Annotated in this window: 12 protein-coding genes; 8 read left to right on the forward strand and 4 right to left on the reverse strand. The window is 67.0% G+C overall.

The features are described from left to right. The first annotated feature begins 136 nt into the window (after positions 1-136). The 6 genes from AB2N08_RS02805 (at position 137) to AB2N08_RS02830 (ending at position 6,035) form a co-directional block, all read left to right on the forward strand. Positions 137-2,008 (forward strand): rhamnogalacturonan lyase, encoded by a 1,872-nt coding sequence (locus AB2N08_RS02805; protein ID WP_367609085.1) that lies wholly within the window; start codon positions 137-139, stop codon positions 2,006-2,008. A gap of 9 nt (positions 2,009-2,017) precedes the next feature. Further along, positions 2,018-3,244, forward strand: a complete 1,227-nt coding sequence (locus tag AB2N08_RS02810; protein WP_367609086.1) for a DUF4861 family protein — start codon at positions 2,018-2,020, stop codon at positions 3,242-3,244. Then, positions 3,245-4,552, forward strand: a complete 1,308-nt coding sequence (locus AB2N08_RS02815) for a rhamnogalacturonan acetylesterase (protein WP_367609087.1) — start codon at positions 3,245-3,247, stop codon at positions 4,550-4,552. Next, positions 4,549-4,761 (forward strand): hypothetical protein, encoded by a 213-nt coding sequence (locus tag AB2N08_RS02820; RefSeq protein WP_367609088.1) that lies wholly within the window; start codon positions 4,549-4,551, stop codon positions 4,759-4,761. The genes AB2N08_RS02815 and AB2N08_RS02820 overlap by 4 nt, the downstream gene beginning before the upstream one ends. A 115-nt stretch (positions 4,762-4,876) precedes the next feature. Then, on the forward strand, positions 4,877-5,242 hold the full coding sequence (locus AB2N08_RS02825; RefSeq protein ID WP_367609089.1) for an excalibur calcium-binding domain-containing protein: 366 nt from the start codon (positions 4,877-4,879) through the stop codon (positions 5,240-5,242). Positions 5,243-5,525: 283 nt separating this feature from the next. Then, positions 5,526-6,035 carry a hypothetical protein gene (locus AB2N08_RS02830; RefSeq protein ID WP_367609090.1) on the forward strand — a complete coding sequence of 170 codons (510 nt, stop codon included), beginning with the start codon at positions 5,526-5,528 and terminating at the stop codon, positions 6,033-6,035. Between the two features lie 230 nt (positions 6,036-6,265). On the opposite strand, the gene AB2N08_RS02835 is transcribed toward AB2N08_RS02830, so the two are convergent. Then, positions 6,266-8,047 (reverse strand): glycoside hydrolase family 88 protein, encoded by a 1,782-nt coding sequence (locus AB2N08_RS02835; protein WP_367609091.1) that lies wholly within the window; start codon positions 8,045-8,047, stop codon positions 6,266-6,268. A 31-nt stretch (positions 8,048-8,078) separates the two neighbouring features. On the opposite strand from AB2N08_RS02835, the gene AB2N08_RS02840 reads away from it, so the two are divergent. After that, complete coding sequence (locus tag AB2N08_RS02840; RefSeq protein ID WP_367609092.1) at positions 8,079-8,336, forward strand: hypothetical protein; 258 nt, start codon at positions 8,079-8,081, stop codon at positions 8,334-8,336. A 61-nt stretch (positions 8,337-8,397) separates the two neighbouring features. Then, entirely contained in the window at positions 8,398-9,738 is a 1,341-nt protein-coding gene (locus AB2N08_RS02845; protein WP_367609093.1) for a hypothetical protein, read from the forward strand. A 111-nt stretch (positions 9,739-9,849) separates the two neighbouring features. Here AB2N08_RS02845 and AB2N08_RS02850 read toward each other — a convergent pair whose 3' ends face one another. Genes AB2N08_RS02850 through AB2N08_RS02860 form a run of 3 tightly spaced genes read right to left on the reverse strand, consistent with a single transcriptional unit; the run spans position 9,850 to position 13,628 of the window. Beyond that, positions 9,850-10,173, reverse strand: a complete 324-nt coding sequence (locus AB2N08_RS02850; RefSeq protein WP_367609094.1) for an L-rhamnose mutarotase — start codon at positions 10,171-10,173, stop codon at positions 9,850-9,852. Further along, positions 10,173-11,468 (reverse strand): L-rhamnose catabolism isomerase, encoded by a 1,296-nt coding sequence (gene rhaI / locus AB2N08_RS02855; RefSeq protein WP_367609095.1) that lies wholly within the window; start codon positions 11,466-11,468, stop codon positions 10,173-10,175. The genes AB2N08_RS02850 and rhaI overlap by 1 nt, the downstream gene beginning before the upstream one ends. A 51-nt stretch (positions 11,469-11,519) precedes the next feature. Beyond that, a complete protein-coding gene (locus tag AB2N08_RS02860; protein WP_367609096.1) occupies positions 11,520-13,628 on the reverse strand; it encodes a bifunctional rhamnulose-1-phosphate aldolase/short-chain dehydrogenase in 2,109 nt (702 codons plus the stop codon). Positions 13,629-13,764 lie beyond the last annotated feature (136 nt).

Raw genomic sequence — 13,764 nt, forward strand, 5'->3', positions numbered from 1 at the left:
GCCCGGCTTGAAAATCTCGCTCCGGCGCGAATGCTCACGCCCATGATTGATTGGGCTGCTGCGCCGCCATCCGGTTGACAGCGCGGTAGCGCTGCATGAATACTCGTTTGCATTTTCGCCGAAGACGATCGACACCATGGCAACGCCTTCCCTCATCGAGACACTGCAGCGCGGCGCAACCCTGGGCGTTCTCGCGGCGGCGTGCACGGCCTGCGCCACACCAGGCCAGCACCACGCACCAAGCGACCTTGGTGTGGTGGCGATCCGCGCACAGGAAGGCAACTTCATCAGCTGGCGCGCGCCCGCCAGCGACGACGCAGCCATCCGCTTCAACCTGTATCGCAACGGTGCGCCCGTCAACGCGCAGCCCCTCGCCATCACGAACTTCCTCGACGCCGGCGCGCCCTCCGGCAGCAACTACAGCGTGCGCCCGGTGCGCGCTGACGTCGAAGACGCTGCCAGCGGCAAGCCTGTTGCCGCCTGGCCCCAGTCATACCTGACCATCCCGGTGCGCAAACCTGCCGGAGGCGTGGCGCCGGACGGCAAGCCCTACACCTATGTGATCAATGACGGCTCGGCCGCCGACCTCGATGGCGACGGCGCTTACGAACTGCTGGTCAAATGGCAGCCGACCGATGCGCGCGACAATTCGCAGCGCGGCCACACCGGTCCCACGCTGATCGACGCCTATCGCCTCGACGGCAGCTTCATGTGGCGTATCGACCTGGGGCGCAACATCCGCGCCGGCGCCCATTACACGACGTACCTCGCCTACGACTTCGATGGCGACGGCCGCGCCGAAGTCATGATGAAGACCGCCGACGGCAGCATCGATGGCCAGGGCAAGGTGATCGGGCAAGCCAACGCCGACTACCGCAACAAGGATGGCTATGTGCTCGATGGACCTGAATTTCTCACGGTGTTCGACGGCCGCAGCGGCGCGGCACTGGCCACGACCGATTATCTGCCGCCACGCGGCGCCTCAAAAGACTGGGGCGACGCCTACGGCAACCGGGTCGACCGCTTCCTGGGCGGCGTCGCGTATCTCGACGGGCAGCAGCCCAGCGCCGTGTTCGCGCGCGGCTACTACACGCGCGCCGTGCTGGCGGCCTGGGACTGGCGCGGCGGCAAACTCACGCAGCGCTGGGTATTCGACAGCCTCGCTCCGGCCAATGCAGCCGCCGCCGGCCAGGGCGCACACTGGATGGCCGTGGCCGACGCCGATGGCGATGGCCGCGACGACATTGTGTACGGCGCCGCCACCGTCAAGAGCGACGGCACGCTGATGTACAGCACCGGCTTGTGCCACGGCGACGCCCTGCACGTCGGCCAGCACGACCCGGCGCGCGCGGGCCTGCAGGTATTCATGGTCCACGAGTCGCCCAAGTGCTATCGGGGCCACGGCGCGGAGATGCACGATGCCGCCACCGGCAAGGTCTTGTGGCGCATGGACGCCAGCACGGATGTCGGCCGCGGCATCTGCATGGACATCGATCCAGCCTGGCCGGGCAACGAATGCTGGGCCGCGATCGGCGGTCTGGCCAGTCCCGAGGGCGGCATCATGAGCGCGGGCGGCGTGCAGGTGTCAGCGGTCCGTCCGCGCGCCTTCAACTTCGCCCTGTGGTGGGACGGCGACCTGCTGCGCGAGTCACTCGACGGCACCCGCATCGAGAAGTGGAACCCGCAGACGCAGCGGCTCGATCCCCTGCTCGACGGGGCGAAGTTCGGCGCGGCTTCGAACAACGGCACCAAGGCCAACCCCGTGCTGTCGGCCGACCTGCTGGGCGACTGGCGCGAAGAGGTCGTCTGGCGCAGCGCAAACGATGATGCACTCCTGGTGTTTTCCACCACCATCCCGACGACGCACCGCCTGGCGCCGCTCATGCGCGACCGCCAGTACCGGGTGCAGGTAGCCGCCCAGAATGGCGGTTACAACCAGCCGCCCCACCCGAGTTTCTTCCTTGGCGAAGGCATGGCCACGCCGCCGCAGACCAATACGACTCGATAGCGATATGATATGAACCCACGCCTTTCCCTTTTCGCCCTTGCCGCTACCCTTGCCGCCCAGGTGCATGCGGCCGAACGCCTGAACGTCACGGTCAGCCACGACCTGGCCATTGCGCGCCCCGCCGAGACCATCGCCATTCCCTGGCCCCAGGTCGACGCCGCCCTGCCGAAGGTGCCGTCCCAGCGCCTGATCGTCAAGAACGCCGCCGGTAAGGTGCTGCCGTACCAGGTGACCAATCTCGCGGCCACGGCCAAGGACCCGAATATGGTCGGCGCGGCCTATGGCGAGCTGCTGTTCCAGCACGACTTTGCCGCCGGCGAGAAGAGCGCGGCCTTCACGGTCGAACGGGCCGATGCAGTCGTGGCGCCGTTCCCGCCCCGCACCGATGCGCGTTTTGTGAAGGAGCGTCTCGACGACTTCGCGTGGGAGAACGACAAGCTGGCGCACCGTGCCTACGGGCCGGCCCTGTCTGCCCCGGCGCCGGGTGGCAGCGACAAGGAAGTGCTGGTCACCAGCGGCATGGATATCTGGTTCAAGCGGGTGCCCTACCCGATCGTCGACCGCTGGTACAACATCGGGCACGATCATTACCACGTGGACGGCGGCGAAGGCATCGACATGTACAACGTCGGCCCGACCCGCGGCGCCGGCGGCACGGGGATCTGGGACGGCACGAAGCTGCACGTCGGCGCCAATTACCGCGACTGGCACATCCTGGCCAGCGGCCCGGTGCGCACCGTCTTCGAGCTGCACTACGACGCCTGGGACGCAGCAGGCGTCAAGGTCACCGAGGTCAAGCGCTTCACGGTCGACGCCGGGCGCTGGTTCGACCGCATCGACAGCACGTTCACGTTCACCGGCCCGGCGCGCCTGAATGTTGCGGTGGGACTGAACAAGCGCCCCAGCGACAAGGGCCAGGAAGTGAAGGTGGACTTCAGCGACCGGCGCGCCGACGGCAGCCTGGTGCAGTGGGTGACGCAGCGCAGCCTGGGCGACTTCGGTGTGGCGTTGATCGTGCCGGCAGCGAGCGGCGCCGGTGGCGGTTTTGCCGCCGACGAGCGCAATGCGCTGGTGCTCGCGCCGGTCACGTCAGGCCAGCCGCTGACCCATTACGTGGGCGCGGCCTGGACGCGCGGCAGTCCATTCGCCACCCAGCGCGACTGGCAGCAGCAAGTGGCCGATGAAGCGGCGCGTCTGCGCTCGCCGGTACGCATCAAGCTGGCGGCGGAGCGGTAAATGACGACGTTGCCTCGCTGGCCGGCAGGTTTCATCGCCGCAGTCGCCCTGCTTGCCACCCAGGTCCATGCCGCCACGCCTGCCCGGTTCGCGTTCGGCGCCGGGGCCGCGCCGGTCGGCTACACGCAAGTCGCCCCCAGTACAACCTACACGCCTGAACGCGGCTACGGCTTCGAGCCGGGCACGCAGTCCGGCGCCCGCTATTTTTCGGTCGACCTCCCGGAGGGGAACTACGCGGTGACGGTCGCACTGGGCAGTGACACCGCGCCGTCGTCCACCACCGTCAAATCCGAACTGCGCCGGCTGATGCTGGAGAACGTCCCGGCCGCCGCCGGCCAGACCGTCCTGCGCACCTTCATCGTCAACGTGCGCACGCCGCGCATCGCCGCCGTCCCCGGTGTCGCGCCGGGTGAAGTAAAACTGAAGGCGCCGCGTGAAGTGGAAACCGAAGCCTGGAACTGGGACACGCGCCTGACACTGGAATTCAATGGCGAACAGAATGCAGTACGCCGCGTCAGCATCGTGCCGGCGCGCGTGCCGACGCTGTTCCTGCTGGGCGACTCCACCGTCAGCGACCAGCCAGGCGAGCCATATAACAGCTGGGGCCAGATGCTGCCGCGCTTGTTTGGTCCGGCCGTGGCCGTGGCCAACCACGCGCAATCGGGCGAGACTTACCGCGATTCGCTCGCGCGCCGCCGCATCGACAAGATTCTGAGCGCGATGCTGCCTGGCGACGTGCTGCTGATGCAATTCGGGCACAACGACCAGAAGCAGGCCAAGGATGGCACGAGCGGCCCGTTCACCACCTACAAGGCGGAAATCAAGACCCACGTGGACGCGGTGCGCGCCCGCGGCGGCTTGCCGGTGATTGTCTCGCCGGTCGAGCGGCGCGCGTTTGATGCGGCGGGCGCGTTCAAGCCGTCGCTGCTGGACTATGCAGAAGCGGCGCGCCAGTCGGCGCGCGAACTGGGCGTGCCGTTCATCGACCTGAACGCCATGAGCCAGGCGCTGTACGTGGCGCTCGGCGTGGAAGGCTCGAAAGCCGCCTTCGCCACGTCGACCGCCGGCAAGCTCGACAACACGCACCACAGCCCGTACGGTAGTTACCTGATGGCCAAGGCGGTCGCGCTGGGCATGCGCCAGGCGGACGTCCCGCTGGCCAGGCACCTCGTGCCCGACTTTCGTTTCGATCCGGGCCATCCCGATCCGGTGACTGCCTTCACCGTACCGCCCAGCCCCGGCCGCACACAGGCACGGCCACTGGGCGACGACGGCAAGCGCGATGACCGCCCGGGCGCCGCGCGGTGAAGCGGCGCAGCGCGCTGTCGCTTTTCGCTGGCGGCATCGCTGGCGGCATTGTTGGCGACAACATTGGCGACATTGCTGGCGACAACGTTGGTGGCCGCGCACGCCTGGCGCCGCCGCGCGACGCGTACCTGTTCGCGTATTTCGTCAAGAACCGCGCCGACCGTGGGCAGAGCGCGCCAGCAGCGCCGGTCGGCCGGCCGCGCACTTGATGGCGTGAGATTTGGCGATATTTCGCCATTCTCCGGCCCGTATAATTCACTTAGAACATGTGTTGCGGGCATCAATTCGAATGCGCCGCCTGGACGACTTTTTGAGGGAACCTGCATGGCGATGACGCTCCGACTGGCCCTGGCGTGCACGGGACTCATGCTGGCAGCCGGGGTGCAGGCGCACGGCGGCGGCCTGAATGCCGACGGGTGCCACGTCAACCGCAAGACGGGCGACTACCATTGCCATCGCCCGCCGGCAAAGGCAATGGGTTCGGCTGGCGCGCATGCCGGCGCTCTTCAACCGGCGCCGACGCAGGTCGGGCTGCGCACCGCAGCGCGTGGCGCGGGCAGCTTCGCCAATTGCGCGCAGGCGCGTGCGGCGGGCGCCGCGCCCGTGCACATCGGTGAGCCAGGATATGGCGCGCACCTGGACCGCGATGGCGATGGCATCGGCTGCGAACCCTATCGCCCCCGCCGCTAGTTGCCGCCGGGGCTGGGCGTTGAGCCTTGCCCTGCCCGTAGCGGCACGTCCGGCACATCGCCTCGCGGGCATCGGCGTGACCTTGCTGCTGCACGCTGCCATGCTGGCCGGGTGGCAGGCAACGCGCCAGATGCCGCGTGTCGACGCTGGCCAACTGGAAGAATTTATTCAGTGGGTGCGGTTGCCGCCTTCTGTGCGACCGACATCAGTGCCCAGGCGTACTGATCCTCCTGGCCTCGCCAGTGAACGTCCGGCGCAGCCGCTCACCTCCATGCGCACCTCCATGCGCACCTCAGCACACACCTCGACAGGCACTTCATCGCGCACGGTCCAAGCTGCACCCGGGCCGGCTGCAGCTGCGCCGGCGCCGACTGCGTCTGTCGATGTCGCTGCAGAGGCGCCGCCTTCCAACGACACCCGCCATATCCTCGACCAGGCCAGGCGCGATGCCGGCGCCATCGATCGTGAGCTGCGCAAGAGCAGCAAGGCGTACATCGTGGTGCCCCGCGACAGCCCACAGATCCGCATGGTCAGGGGTTTTGACGACGCCGCCGCACTCGCGCCGAACCGCTGGTGGCAAGCGCCGAAGGTGGTCGAACTGGTCAACGATGGCGGCGATGGCGCGCGGCGCGTGCGCGTGGTCACACCCCTCGGCATCTATTGCATCACCGAGCGCGCGACCACGACGAGCGTCGACGTGATCGAACAACATGGCAAGCAGCGCATCACCAACTGCGGCAGCGAGCACGAACAGCCAGCCAATCCGCAGGAATGGCGCACGGCGCGCGACTGATCCCGGACCAGGCAGCTCCCCGCGCCACCCGACGTATCGTTAGCCGGTACACGCGCAGGTGCAGTGCCGCCGCGCCATCACATCGGCGATGCTGTGCGCGAGCGGTCGCACCGGGGCTGCAAGCCCGATGGCCCGGCCTCATCGCGACGCGCCAGTCGATCACCATGCATGTCCCGATCCGCTGCGTTGCGTGCCCCGACAGCCAAGCGGATCGGCACCCGTGAGCAGGCTCAGTCGCGCCCGCCCTGGAACATCAACCCACTGTCATTGAGCCCGAACTTGAACTTTTTGTTGAGCTCAATGATCTCGGCGCCGGCCAGCAGCGCGGGGCCATAACCGTGCGCCGCCTTCACGCTGGTCGGGCGGTAGGCGTAAAAGGCCGGATCGAACGCCATCCCGGTGCCCACGCAGATCCCCTCGATTTCGCCGCTGGCGCGCACCTTGCTGGCTACCGCATTCCAGGCCAGGTTGGCCATCGGGCCGTACACCGCCGGCTCGACATAGCCGCGGTTCACCGCGCGCGCGATTGCGTAGGCATAGATGGCGGTGGCCGACGTTTCCTGGTACGTGTCGTTGCGGTCGATCAGCTGGTGCCAGAAGCCGTCCTTGGTCTGGTAACTGGCCAGCCCGTGGATGTGCGCGCGCAGCTGCTCGAGCACGGCCGCGCGGCCCGGGTGGTTCGCGGGCAGCACCTCGAGCACTTCGACCATCGCCATCACCGCCCAGCCGTTGGCGCGCGCCCAGCGCAGCTCGGGATGCTGGCTAGCGCCTTCGACGTAGCCATGCATGTACAGGCCCAGCGCAGGGTTGAACATGCGGCTGGAGAATTGCGTGACCTGGCGCACCGCGTCATCGTAGTAGCGCGTGTCGCCCGTGGTCTTGCCCAGGTAAGCGATCGTCGGCACACCCATGAACATATCGTCGAGCCAGATCGTGTCGGGCAGCGGCCGCATCTTGCGCCCGCCTTTGCCATCCGGGCCGCCGCGGGCCAGCGTGCCATCCTTCAGGCGGTATTCGTGCTTCGTGACGAAGTCGCCGCAGACCCCGATCATCTGGCCGTAGTCGACTTTCGAGCCGCCCAGCTTGGCCTTCATGAAGCTGTGGCACAGCGCGCCGGCATCGTCGAGCGCATGCGGGTTGAGGAAGCTCTTGATCGGCGCCTGGGCGGTGGCGGCATCGCGCTGCACGCCCGGCAGGTAAGTCTTCGTCAGTTGCGACAGCAGCGCGTGGCGCTTTTGCACGTAGTCGAGATAGCGCGTATCGCCGGTCGCCTGGCCTGCCGCCAGCATGCCGATATACGTCACGCCCCATTCATAGCTGGTCAGCCGGAAGTCACCCGGCTTGAGCACCGACTCGGGATCGGCCTTCGACAGGTCGGTCACCGCCGCGCCGGTGCGCTTGTTGACCAGTTCCGCCGGCGTGGTGCGATCGAGATACACGAACACCCGGTCCAGCACCGCCTTGACCTCGGCCGCCGGCATGGCGCGGTACGGCGTCGGATAGGTGACGTCCAGCGCATGCAGCATGGCGTCGGCCGGTGCCGGCCCCTTCTCTTGCGGCGGCGGCGCGTCCTGTGCCGAGACGCTGGCGGCGAGCGGGAATGCGGCGGCCATGACGATGGCCATCAGGGTGTGGCGCGGTGTCCGGGAATGCATGTGGTAAGTCTCCTTGTGAACCTGATCGATTGTTATTGGGTATGGCGATGCGATGTGATGATGCAGGGCTGGCCGGCGCTCTGGCGCAACCAGGTGGTACGAAAGACGGCCCGGGCGCGCCAGCGCATGGTAGCCATCGGTCACCGGCAGCGTCAGGTCGATGAAGGCCACGCCGTCTGCCTGCGCCACGGCCTGCGCCCAGCCGGCGTAGTCGGCGCGGTTGCGGCGGATGGTGCCCGCCTGCGGGCCGGTGTCGATCCAGGCCTTGCGCGGGATGAGCGACGCGACCACCGGGGTAGCGCCCCTGGCCTGCGTGTCGTCGACGAACTTGCGCAGATACCAGCCGTAGCTGCGCACGGTCTCGCGCTGCCCAGGCAGGCGGTTGTCGATGTCGGTGACCTCGTCTCTGCACGCCCTTGTCCTGCCCGTCGTCGTGGCCGTTGCGCGCCGGATCGGTGTTCACCGCTGGCAGCTGGGCATGGGCCGGCAGGATGCCTGTCAGCGCCAGCATCAGCGCGGTCACGACAGGCTGCACAATGCGCGGCAAGATCATGGACAACAGTCTCCGTTTCTAATTGGTATTTTCGGATTCTATGCGCGGTGGCGAAACCTGATCGTCAAACCGCAGAAAGAATCAATAAAATGATTAGAAATGAGCAATACCTGCCGTGACAATGGGCGCATGACATCCACAACAGGGAGACCTCATGCGACTGCGTTACACCACCACCCTCGGCCTGTGCGCCCTGCTCCTTCTGCCCGGCCTGGCGTCGGCCCAGATCGGCAAGCGCTTTCCCAGCGAGCGCAAAATCGTCAGGGATCCGGTCACCGGCACGATGCTCACGTTCCTGACCAGCAAGCCGCATGGCGACTCGAAAATCTATCCCACCCATCCGCAATGGACGGCGGACGGCAAGTGGCTGGTGTTTCGCTCGCAGCTGGCCGGGGGCGAGGCGCTGGCGGTGAACGAGGCGAGCGGCGACATCGTGCAGGTGACCGAGGGTGGCTACACCGGCATGCTCAATCTCGCGCAGCGTTCGATGAAGCTGTACTACATGCGCCAGGCCGATACCGGCCTGCAGGTTGTCGAGGCCGACCTGGCGCGCCTGCTGGCCGACAGCCAGGCCGGCCGCATGGGCCCGGCCGCCAGCTACCAGCGCGTGGCGTCGAACCTGCCGGCCGAGCTGGAAGCCGGCGGCGACCTGGCGCTCGACGCCGATGAAGAATGGGTCTATTTCAAGGTCGGCCCCGGCCAGGCAGCCAGGCACCTGGCGCCGGGCACGAAGATCGAAGCGGCGTTCGGACCGCGCAAGATGGGCGCCGGGCCGCAGGGCATCGCGCGCCTGAATGTGCGCACCAGCGAAATCCGGCACGTGGTATCGGTGCCGTTCCAGGTTGGCCACATCCAGGCCAACCTGTTCAATCCGGGCGAGATCGTGTTCTGCTGGGAGACCGGCGGCAAGTCGCCGCAGCGCACCTGGACCGTGCGCGCCGACGGCAGCGGGCTACGGCCGCTGTACCCGGAAGCGCCGTATGAATGGGTCACGCACGAGGCGGTGATCTCGAAGGATGAAGTGGCGATGGCGATCATGGGGCATCGCGCGATTCCCGGCGCGGCGGCAAGCGTGGCGGGGCCCGCGACCGATGTCGGCGGCGCCAATCCGGGGCAGGACGATGGCTGGGGCCAGACGGGCAGCCGTGAAAAGCCGTCGGGGCTGGCGATCGTCAACCTGCGCACGCGGCAGATGCAGATCGTGGGCCAGACCGATTCGGGCAGCGGCCTGTGGCATGTGCATGGCTCGAGCGACGGGCGCTTTGCGGTGGGCGACGATTTCAGCCGCAGCGTGTGGCTGATCGATCGGCGCAACCGCGAAATGAAACTGCTCACGACGGGGCACAAGACCACGGCGGCGGATCACCCGCATCCGACGTTCAGCGCGGATGGTACGCGGATCCAGATTCAATCGGCGATGCTCTCGAGCGATGGGCGGTCGATGAATATCGTGGTGGTGCCGGTGCCGAAGGAATGGCTGGCGCGGGGGACCTAGTCGAACAAGAGCAGCCGTGATCAGTTTTGCTGCCCGTCGTACCCGCGCAGGCGGGTACGACGGGTTGGTGGTGCGAGGAACGCCTGTGGTGTCGGCCCTGCCCCGAACCATTCACTCCAACTCGAACACCTGCACCAGCGGCCACTCCTTCGGCCGGTTTCCCGGCTCGACCTCCATCAGGTCGGCCATGAAATCCCACCAGCGCCGCATCACCGGATGCTCGGGCAGCGGCCCCGGATCAGCCTGCGGCGCCAGCGTCATCACCGCAAACAGATCGAGCGTGCCCGCGTCGAGAAAGATCGCGTAATCGACGATGCCGGCAGCGCGCAGCAGCGCCGCCAGATCGGGCCAGATGGCGTCATGGCGGCGCTGATATTCGGCTTCGTTGCCCGCCTTGAGCTTCATGCGGAACGCCCGCCGGGTCAGGCCCGCCATCAGACGATCCCGCTGCCGCTCGCACCGGCGCGCGCCGGCCGCAATCCCGCCACGCGATCGCGGTAGCCGCTGGCGCGATAGCACGCCACCGGATCGGCCGCGCCGCCAGCGCGCACGCGCGCCATCGCCAGGATCGGGCTGACGTCGGTGCGGAATGCGCGCTTGAGCGTCTGCGCCGCCTCGAGCACGTCGTTCTGCTCTTGCAGCCCGGCCAGTACCGCGCGGTCGACCAGCGCCGACTGCACGAACGCGCGCTGCACTTCGCCGGCGCTGCTCATCAGGCTTTCGATCGGGTCGGTGACATTGTGCGACTGGTCCAGCATGTACGCAGGCTGGAACGACGGGCCTTCACGCAGGTTCGCATCGGCCAGCTCGTTAAACACCAGGAACAGCTGGAACGGATTGATCGAGCCTGAATCGAGATCGTCGTCGCCGTACTTGCTGTCGTTGAAGTGGAAGCCCCCGAGCTTGCCGAACTGCGCCAGGCGCGCCACGATCATCTCGATATTCGTGTTGGGCGCATGGTGCCCCAGGTCGACGAGGCACTTGGCCTTGGGGCCCAGCGCGGTGGCGCAGGCAAAGCTCGTGCCCCAGTCGGCGATCGTGGTGGCGTAGAAGGCCGGCTCGAACAGCTTGTGCTCGATGAACACGTGCCAGTCGGCGGGCAACGCGGCGTAGATCTCGCGCATGCTCTCCAGGTAGCGTTCGAGCGCGCCGCGCAGGTTCTGCTGGCCGGGGAAGTTGGCGCCGTCGCCGACCCACACGGTCAGCGCCTGCGAGCCGATGGCCCGCCCCAGTTCGATGCATTCGATATTGTGGGCGATGGCCTGGGCGCGCACGGCGGCGCTGGTCGACGTCAGGCTGCCGAATTTGTAACTCTGGTCTTGCCCCGCCTGGTCCTGGAAGGTGTTCGAATTGACCGCGTCGAACGCCAGCCCCAGCGCCGTGGCGGTGGCGCGCAGTTCGGACAGGTCGGACGGCTTATCCCACGGGAAGTGCGGCGACACGCTGGGCGTCGCGCGCGTGAGCTGGTGGATTACCGCGCAGTCTTCCAGCTTCTCGAACACATTGCGTGGTTCGCCCCGGCCAGGGAAGCGCGCAAAGCGCGTCCCGCCCGTGCCCGCGCCCCAGCTGGGCACGGCCACGGCGAAGGTTTGCGCCAGCGTCGTGATACGTTCGATGTCCACACCGCGCCGCGCGAGCATGCCGCCCAGCGCGTCGTAGTCGGCATGCAGCTGGGCCTCCAGCCCTGCGTTGTGGTCGGCCACCCGGCCGGCGTCGATTACGCTCGTCATACGTGTCTCCTGATGTTTCTCATGTTTTTTTCTATGGCGGATAATCTTAGCTTACCGCGTGAACGCGGCAGCATTCCCGGCATCCACGTTCAGGATGTTGCCGGTGCTCTTGCCCGCCTTGTCGCTGGCGAAGAAGTACACCGCTTCGGCGATGTCTTCCGGCAGGACGCTCAGTTTGAGCAGGCTGCGCTTGCGATAAAACTCTTCGACACCGTCGGCGTCGATCTTGTTCGAGGCCGCGCGCTCTTCTTTCCACTTGCCGTCCCAGATGCGCGAGCCGCGGATCACCGCGTCCGGATTGACGACGTTGACGCGGATGCCGTGCTCCGCACCTTCGAGGGCCACGCAGCGCGCCAGGTGCAGCTCGGCCGCCTTGGCGGTGCAGTAGGCCGATGCGCCGCTCGAGGCGACCAGGCCGTTCTTGCTCCCCACAAAAACCATGCTGCCGCCAAGGCCCTGTTGCTTCATGATGCGAAACGCGGCGCGGCTGGCCAGGAAGTAGCCGGTCACCAGGATGTCCTGGTTGCGCTTCCAGATCTCCAGCGTGGTCTCGTCGAGCGGCGCGGCCGACGCGATGCCGGCGTTCGAGATGAGCAGGTCCACGCCGCCAAAACGCAGCGCCGCTGCCTGCAGGATGGCGTCGACTTCTTCTTCGCTCGTGATATTGGCGCGCACCGTGCCCACGCTGTCCTTGCCCGCGACCCGGGTCAGGTCGCCGCCGGCCTCGCCCAGCGCATCGGCATCGATATCGGTCAGCATCACGCATGCGCCCTCTTGCAGCAGCTGGCGCGCAACCGCCTGGCCGATGCCGCCCGCGCCGCCGGTCACCAGCGCGATGCGCCCGGCCAGGCTTTTCGGCTTGGGCATGCGCTGCAGCTTGGCTTCTTCGAGCAGCCAGTATTCGATGTCGAACGCTTCCTGTTCGGGCAAGCCGACATAGGTGTCGACGCCATTCGCGCCGCGCATCACGTTGATCGCGTTGACATAGAATTCGCCGGCGATGCGCGCGGTGGCCTTGTCCTTCGCGAACGACAGCATCCCCACGCCGGGAATCAGGTAGATGATCGGATTGGCGTCGCGGATGGCCGGGCTGGTGGTGCGCTTGCAGCGTTCGTAGTAGGCCGTGTAGTCGGCGCGGTAATCCACCAGCGCCTGATCGAGGCCGTCGACCAGGCGCTGGAGGTCCGGTGCGGCAGGGTCGAAGTCCAGCACCAGCGGACGGATCTTGGTGCGCAGGAAGTGATCCGGGCACGAGGTGCCCAGGGCGGCGAGCGGCGCCAGGTCGGCGCTGCACACGAATTCGAGCACCGCGTCGCTGTCGTCGAAGTGGCCGAGCTTGTATTCGTCACGGCTGATCTTGCCGCGCAGGAGCGGCATCAGGCGCGCAGCCAGCGCGGCGCGATCACTGGCAGGCAGCGGCTGGGCGACGGCGCCGCCGAACACGGGCTGCTGGACGTTCTGCGCCAGCCAGTCCTCGGCGCGCTTGATGATCGCCAGCGTCGTTTCGTAGCACGATTTCGATGTATCGCCCCAGGTGAACAGGCCGTGGCCTTCGAGGATCAGGCCCTTCAGGCCCGGGTTGGCGCGCGACACGGCCTCGAGCTTCAGCCCGAGGTCGTAGCCGGGACGCTGCCATGGCAGCCAGCCCAGTTCGCCCTCGAAGATTTTTGCCGTGAGCGCTTCGCTGTTCTTGCAGGCGGCAATCGCGATGCACGCGTCCGGATGCATGTGGTCGACGTGGGCATGGGCGATGTACGCATGCAGCGGCGTATCGATACTCGCCGCACGGGGGTTCAGGTTGTACGTGCAGTGCGGCAGGTAGCCGACCATTTCGTCTTCGTGCTCCAGGCCGCGGTAGCGCCCTTTCAACGCATGCAGCTTGCTCATGTAGAGCGTCGAAAAGCCATCGAGCTTGATGCTGCCCAGGTCGCCGCCCGACCCCTTCACCCACAGCACCTCGACCTGCTCGCCCGACAGCGGATCCTGCATGGCGACCTTGGCCGACGTGTTGCCGCCGCCGAAATTGGTAATGCGCAGGTCCGAGCCAAGCAGGTTGGAGCGGTACAGGAGCAGCTCCGGCTCGCTCATGGTGGCGGCCAGTTCATCGTTCCAGCGCGACGTGATCGGTTCACGCTGTGTGTTTTCGCTAATAGCGCCCATCAAATTCTCCAGGTTGATTGTTTTCTTGCTCGCTTGACGGCGAGGTGTCTCTGTCGGTTATCTGTCGTGTACTGCACGTTGCGTGGCATCGGCAGACAGTAGAAGGCAGCCGGACAATCAGTGTCAACGCAGAAAT

The organism is Massilia aurea (assembly GCF_040790145.1).
GTDB classification, from domain to species: domain Bacteria; phylum Pseudomonadota; class Gammaproteobacteria; order Burkholderiales; family Burkholderiaceae_D; genus Telluria; species Telluria aurea_C.

Excerpts from the sequence above, each read along its gene's own strand:
- AB2N08_RS02845 (WP_367609093.1), top strand. The coding sequence starts at position 8,398 with ATGCGACTGCGTTACACCACCACCCTCGGCCTGTGCGCCCTGCTCCTT.
- rhaI (WP_367609095.1), bottom strand. The coding sequence starts at position 11,468 with ATGACGAGCGTAATCGACGCCGGCCGGGTGGCCGACCACAACGCAGGG.
- AB2N08_RS02860 (WP_367609096.1), bottom strand. The coding sequence starts at position 13,628 with ATGGGCGCTATTAGCGAAAACACACAGCGTGAACCGATCACGTCGCGC.
- AB2N08_RS02840 (WP_367609092.1), top strand. The coding sequence starts at position 8,079 with ATGTCGGTGACCTCGTCTCTGCACGCCCTTGTCCTGCCCGTCGTCGTG.
- AB2N08_RS02850 (WP_367609094.1), bottom strand. The coding sequence starts at position 10,173 with ATGGCGGGCCTGACCCGGCGGGCGTTCCGCATGAAGCTCAAGGCGGGC.
- AB2N08_RS02815 (WP_367609087.1), top strand. The coding sequence starts at position 3,245 with ATGACGACGTTGCCTCGCTGGCCGGCAGGTTTCATCGCCGCAGTCGCC.
- AB2N08_RS02830 (WP_367609090.1), top strand. The coding sequence starts at position 5,526 with ATGCGCACCTCAGCACACACCTCGACAGGCACTTCATCGCGCACGGTC.
- AB2N08_RS02825 (WP_367609089.1), top strand. The coding sequence starts at position 4,877 with ATGGCGATGACGCTCCGACTGGCCCTGGCGTGCACGGGACTCATGCTG.
- AB2N08_RS02805 (WP_367609085.1), top strand. The coding sequence starts at position 137 with ATGGCAACGCCTTCCCTCATCGAGACACTGCAGCGCGGCGCAACCCTG.
- AB2N08_RS02810 (WP_367609086.1), top strand. The coding sequence starts at position 2,018 with ATGAACCCACGCCTTTCCCTTTTCGCCCTTGCCGCTACCCTTGCCGCC.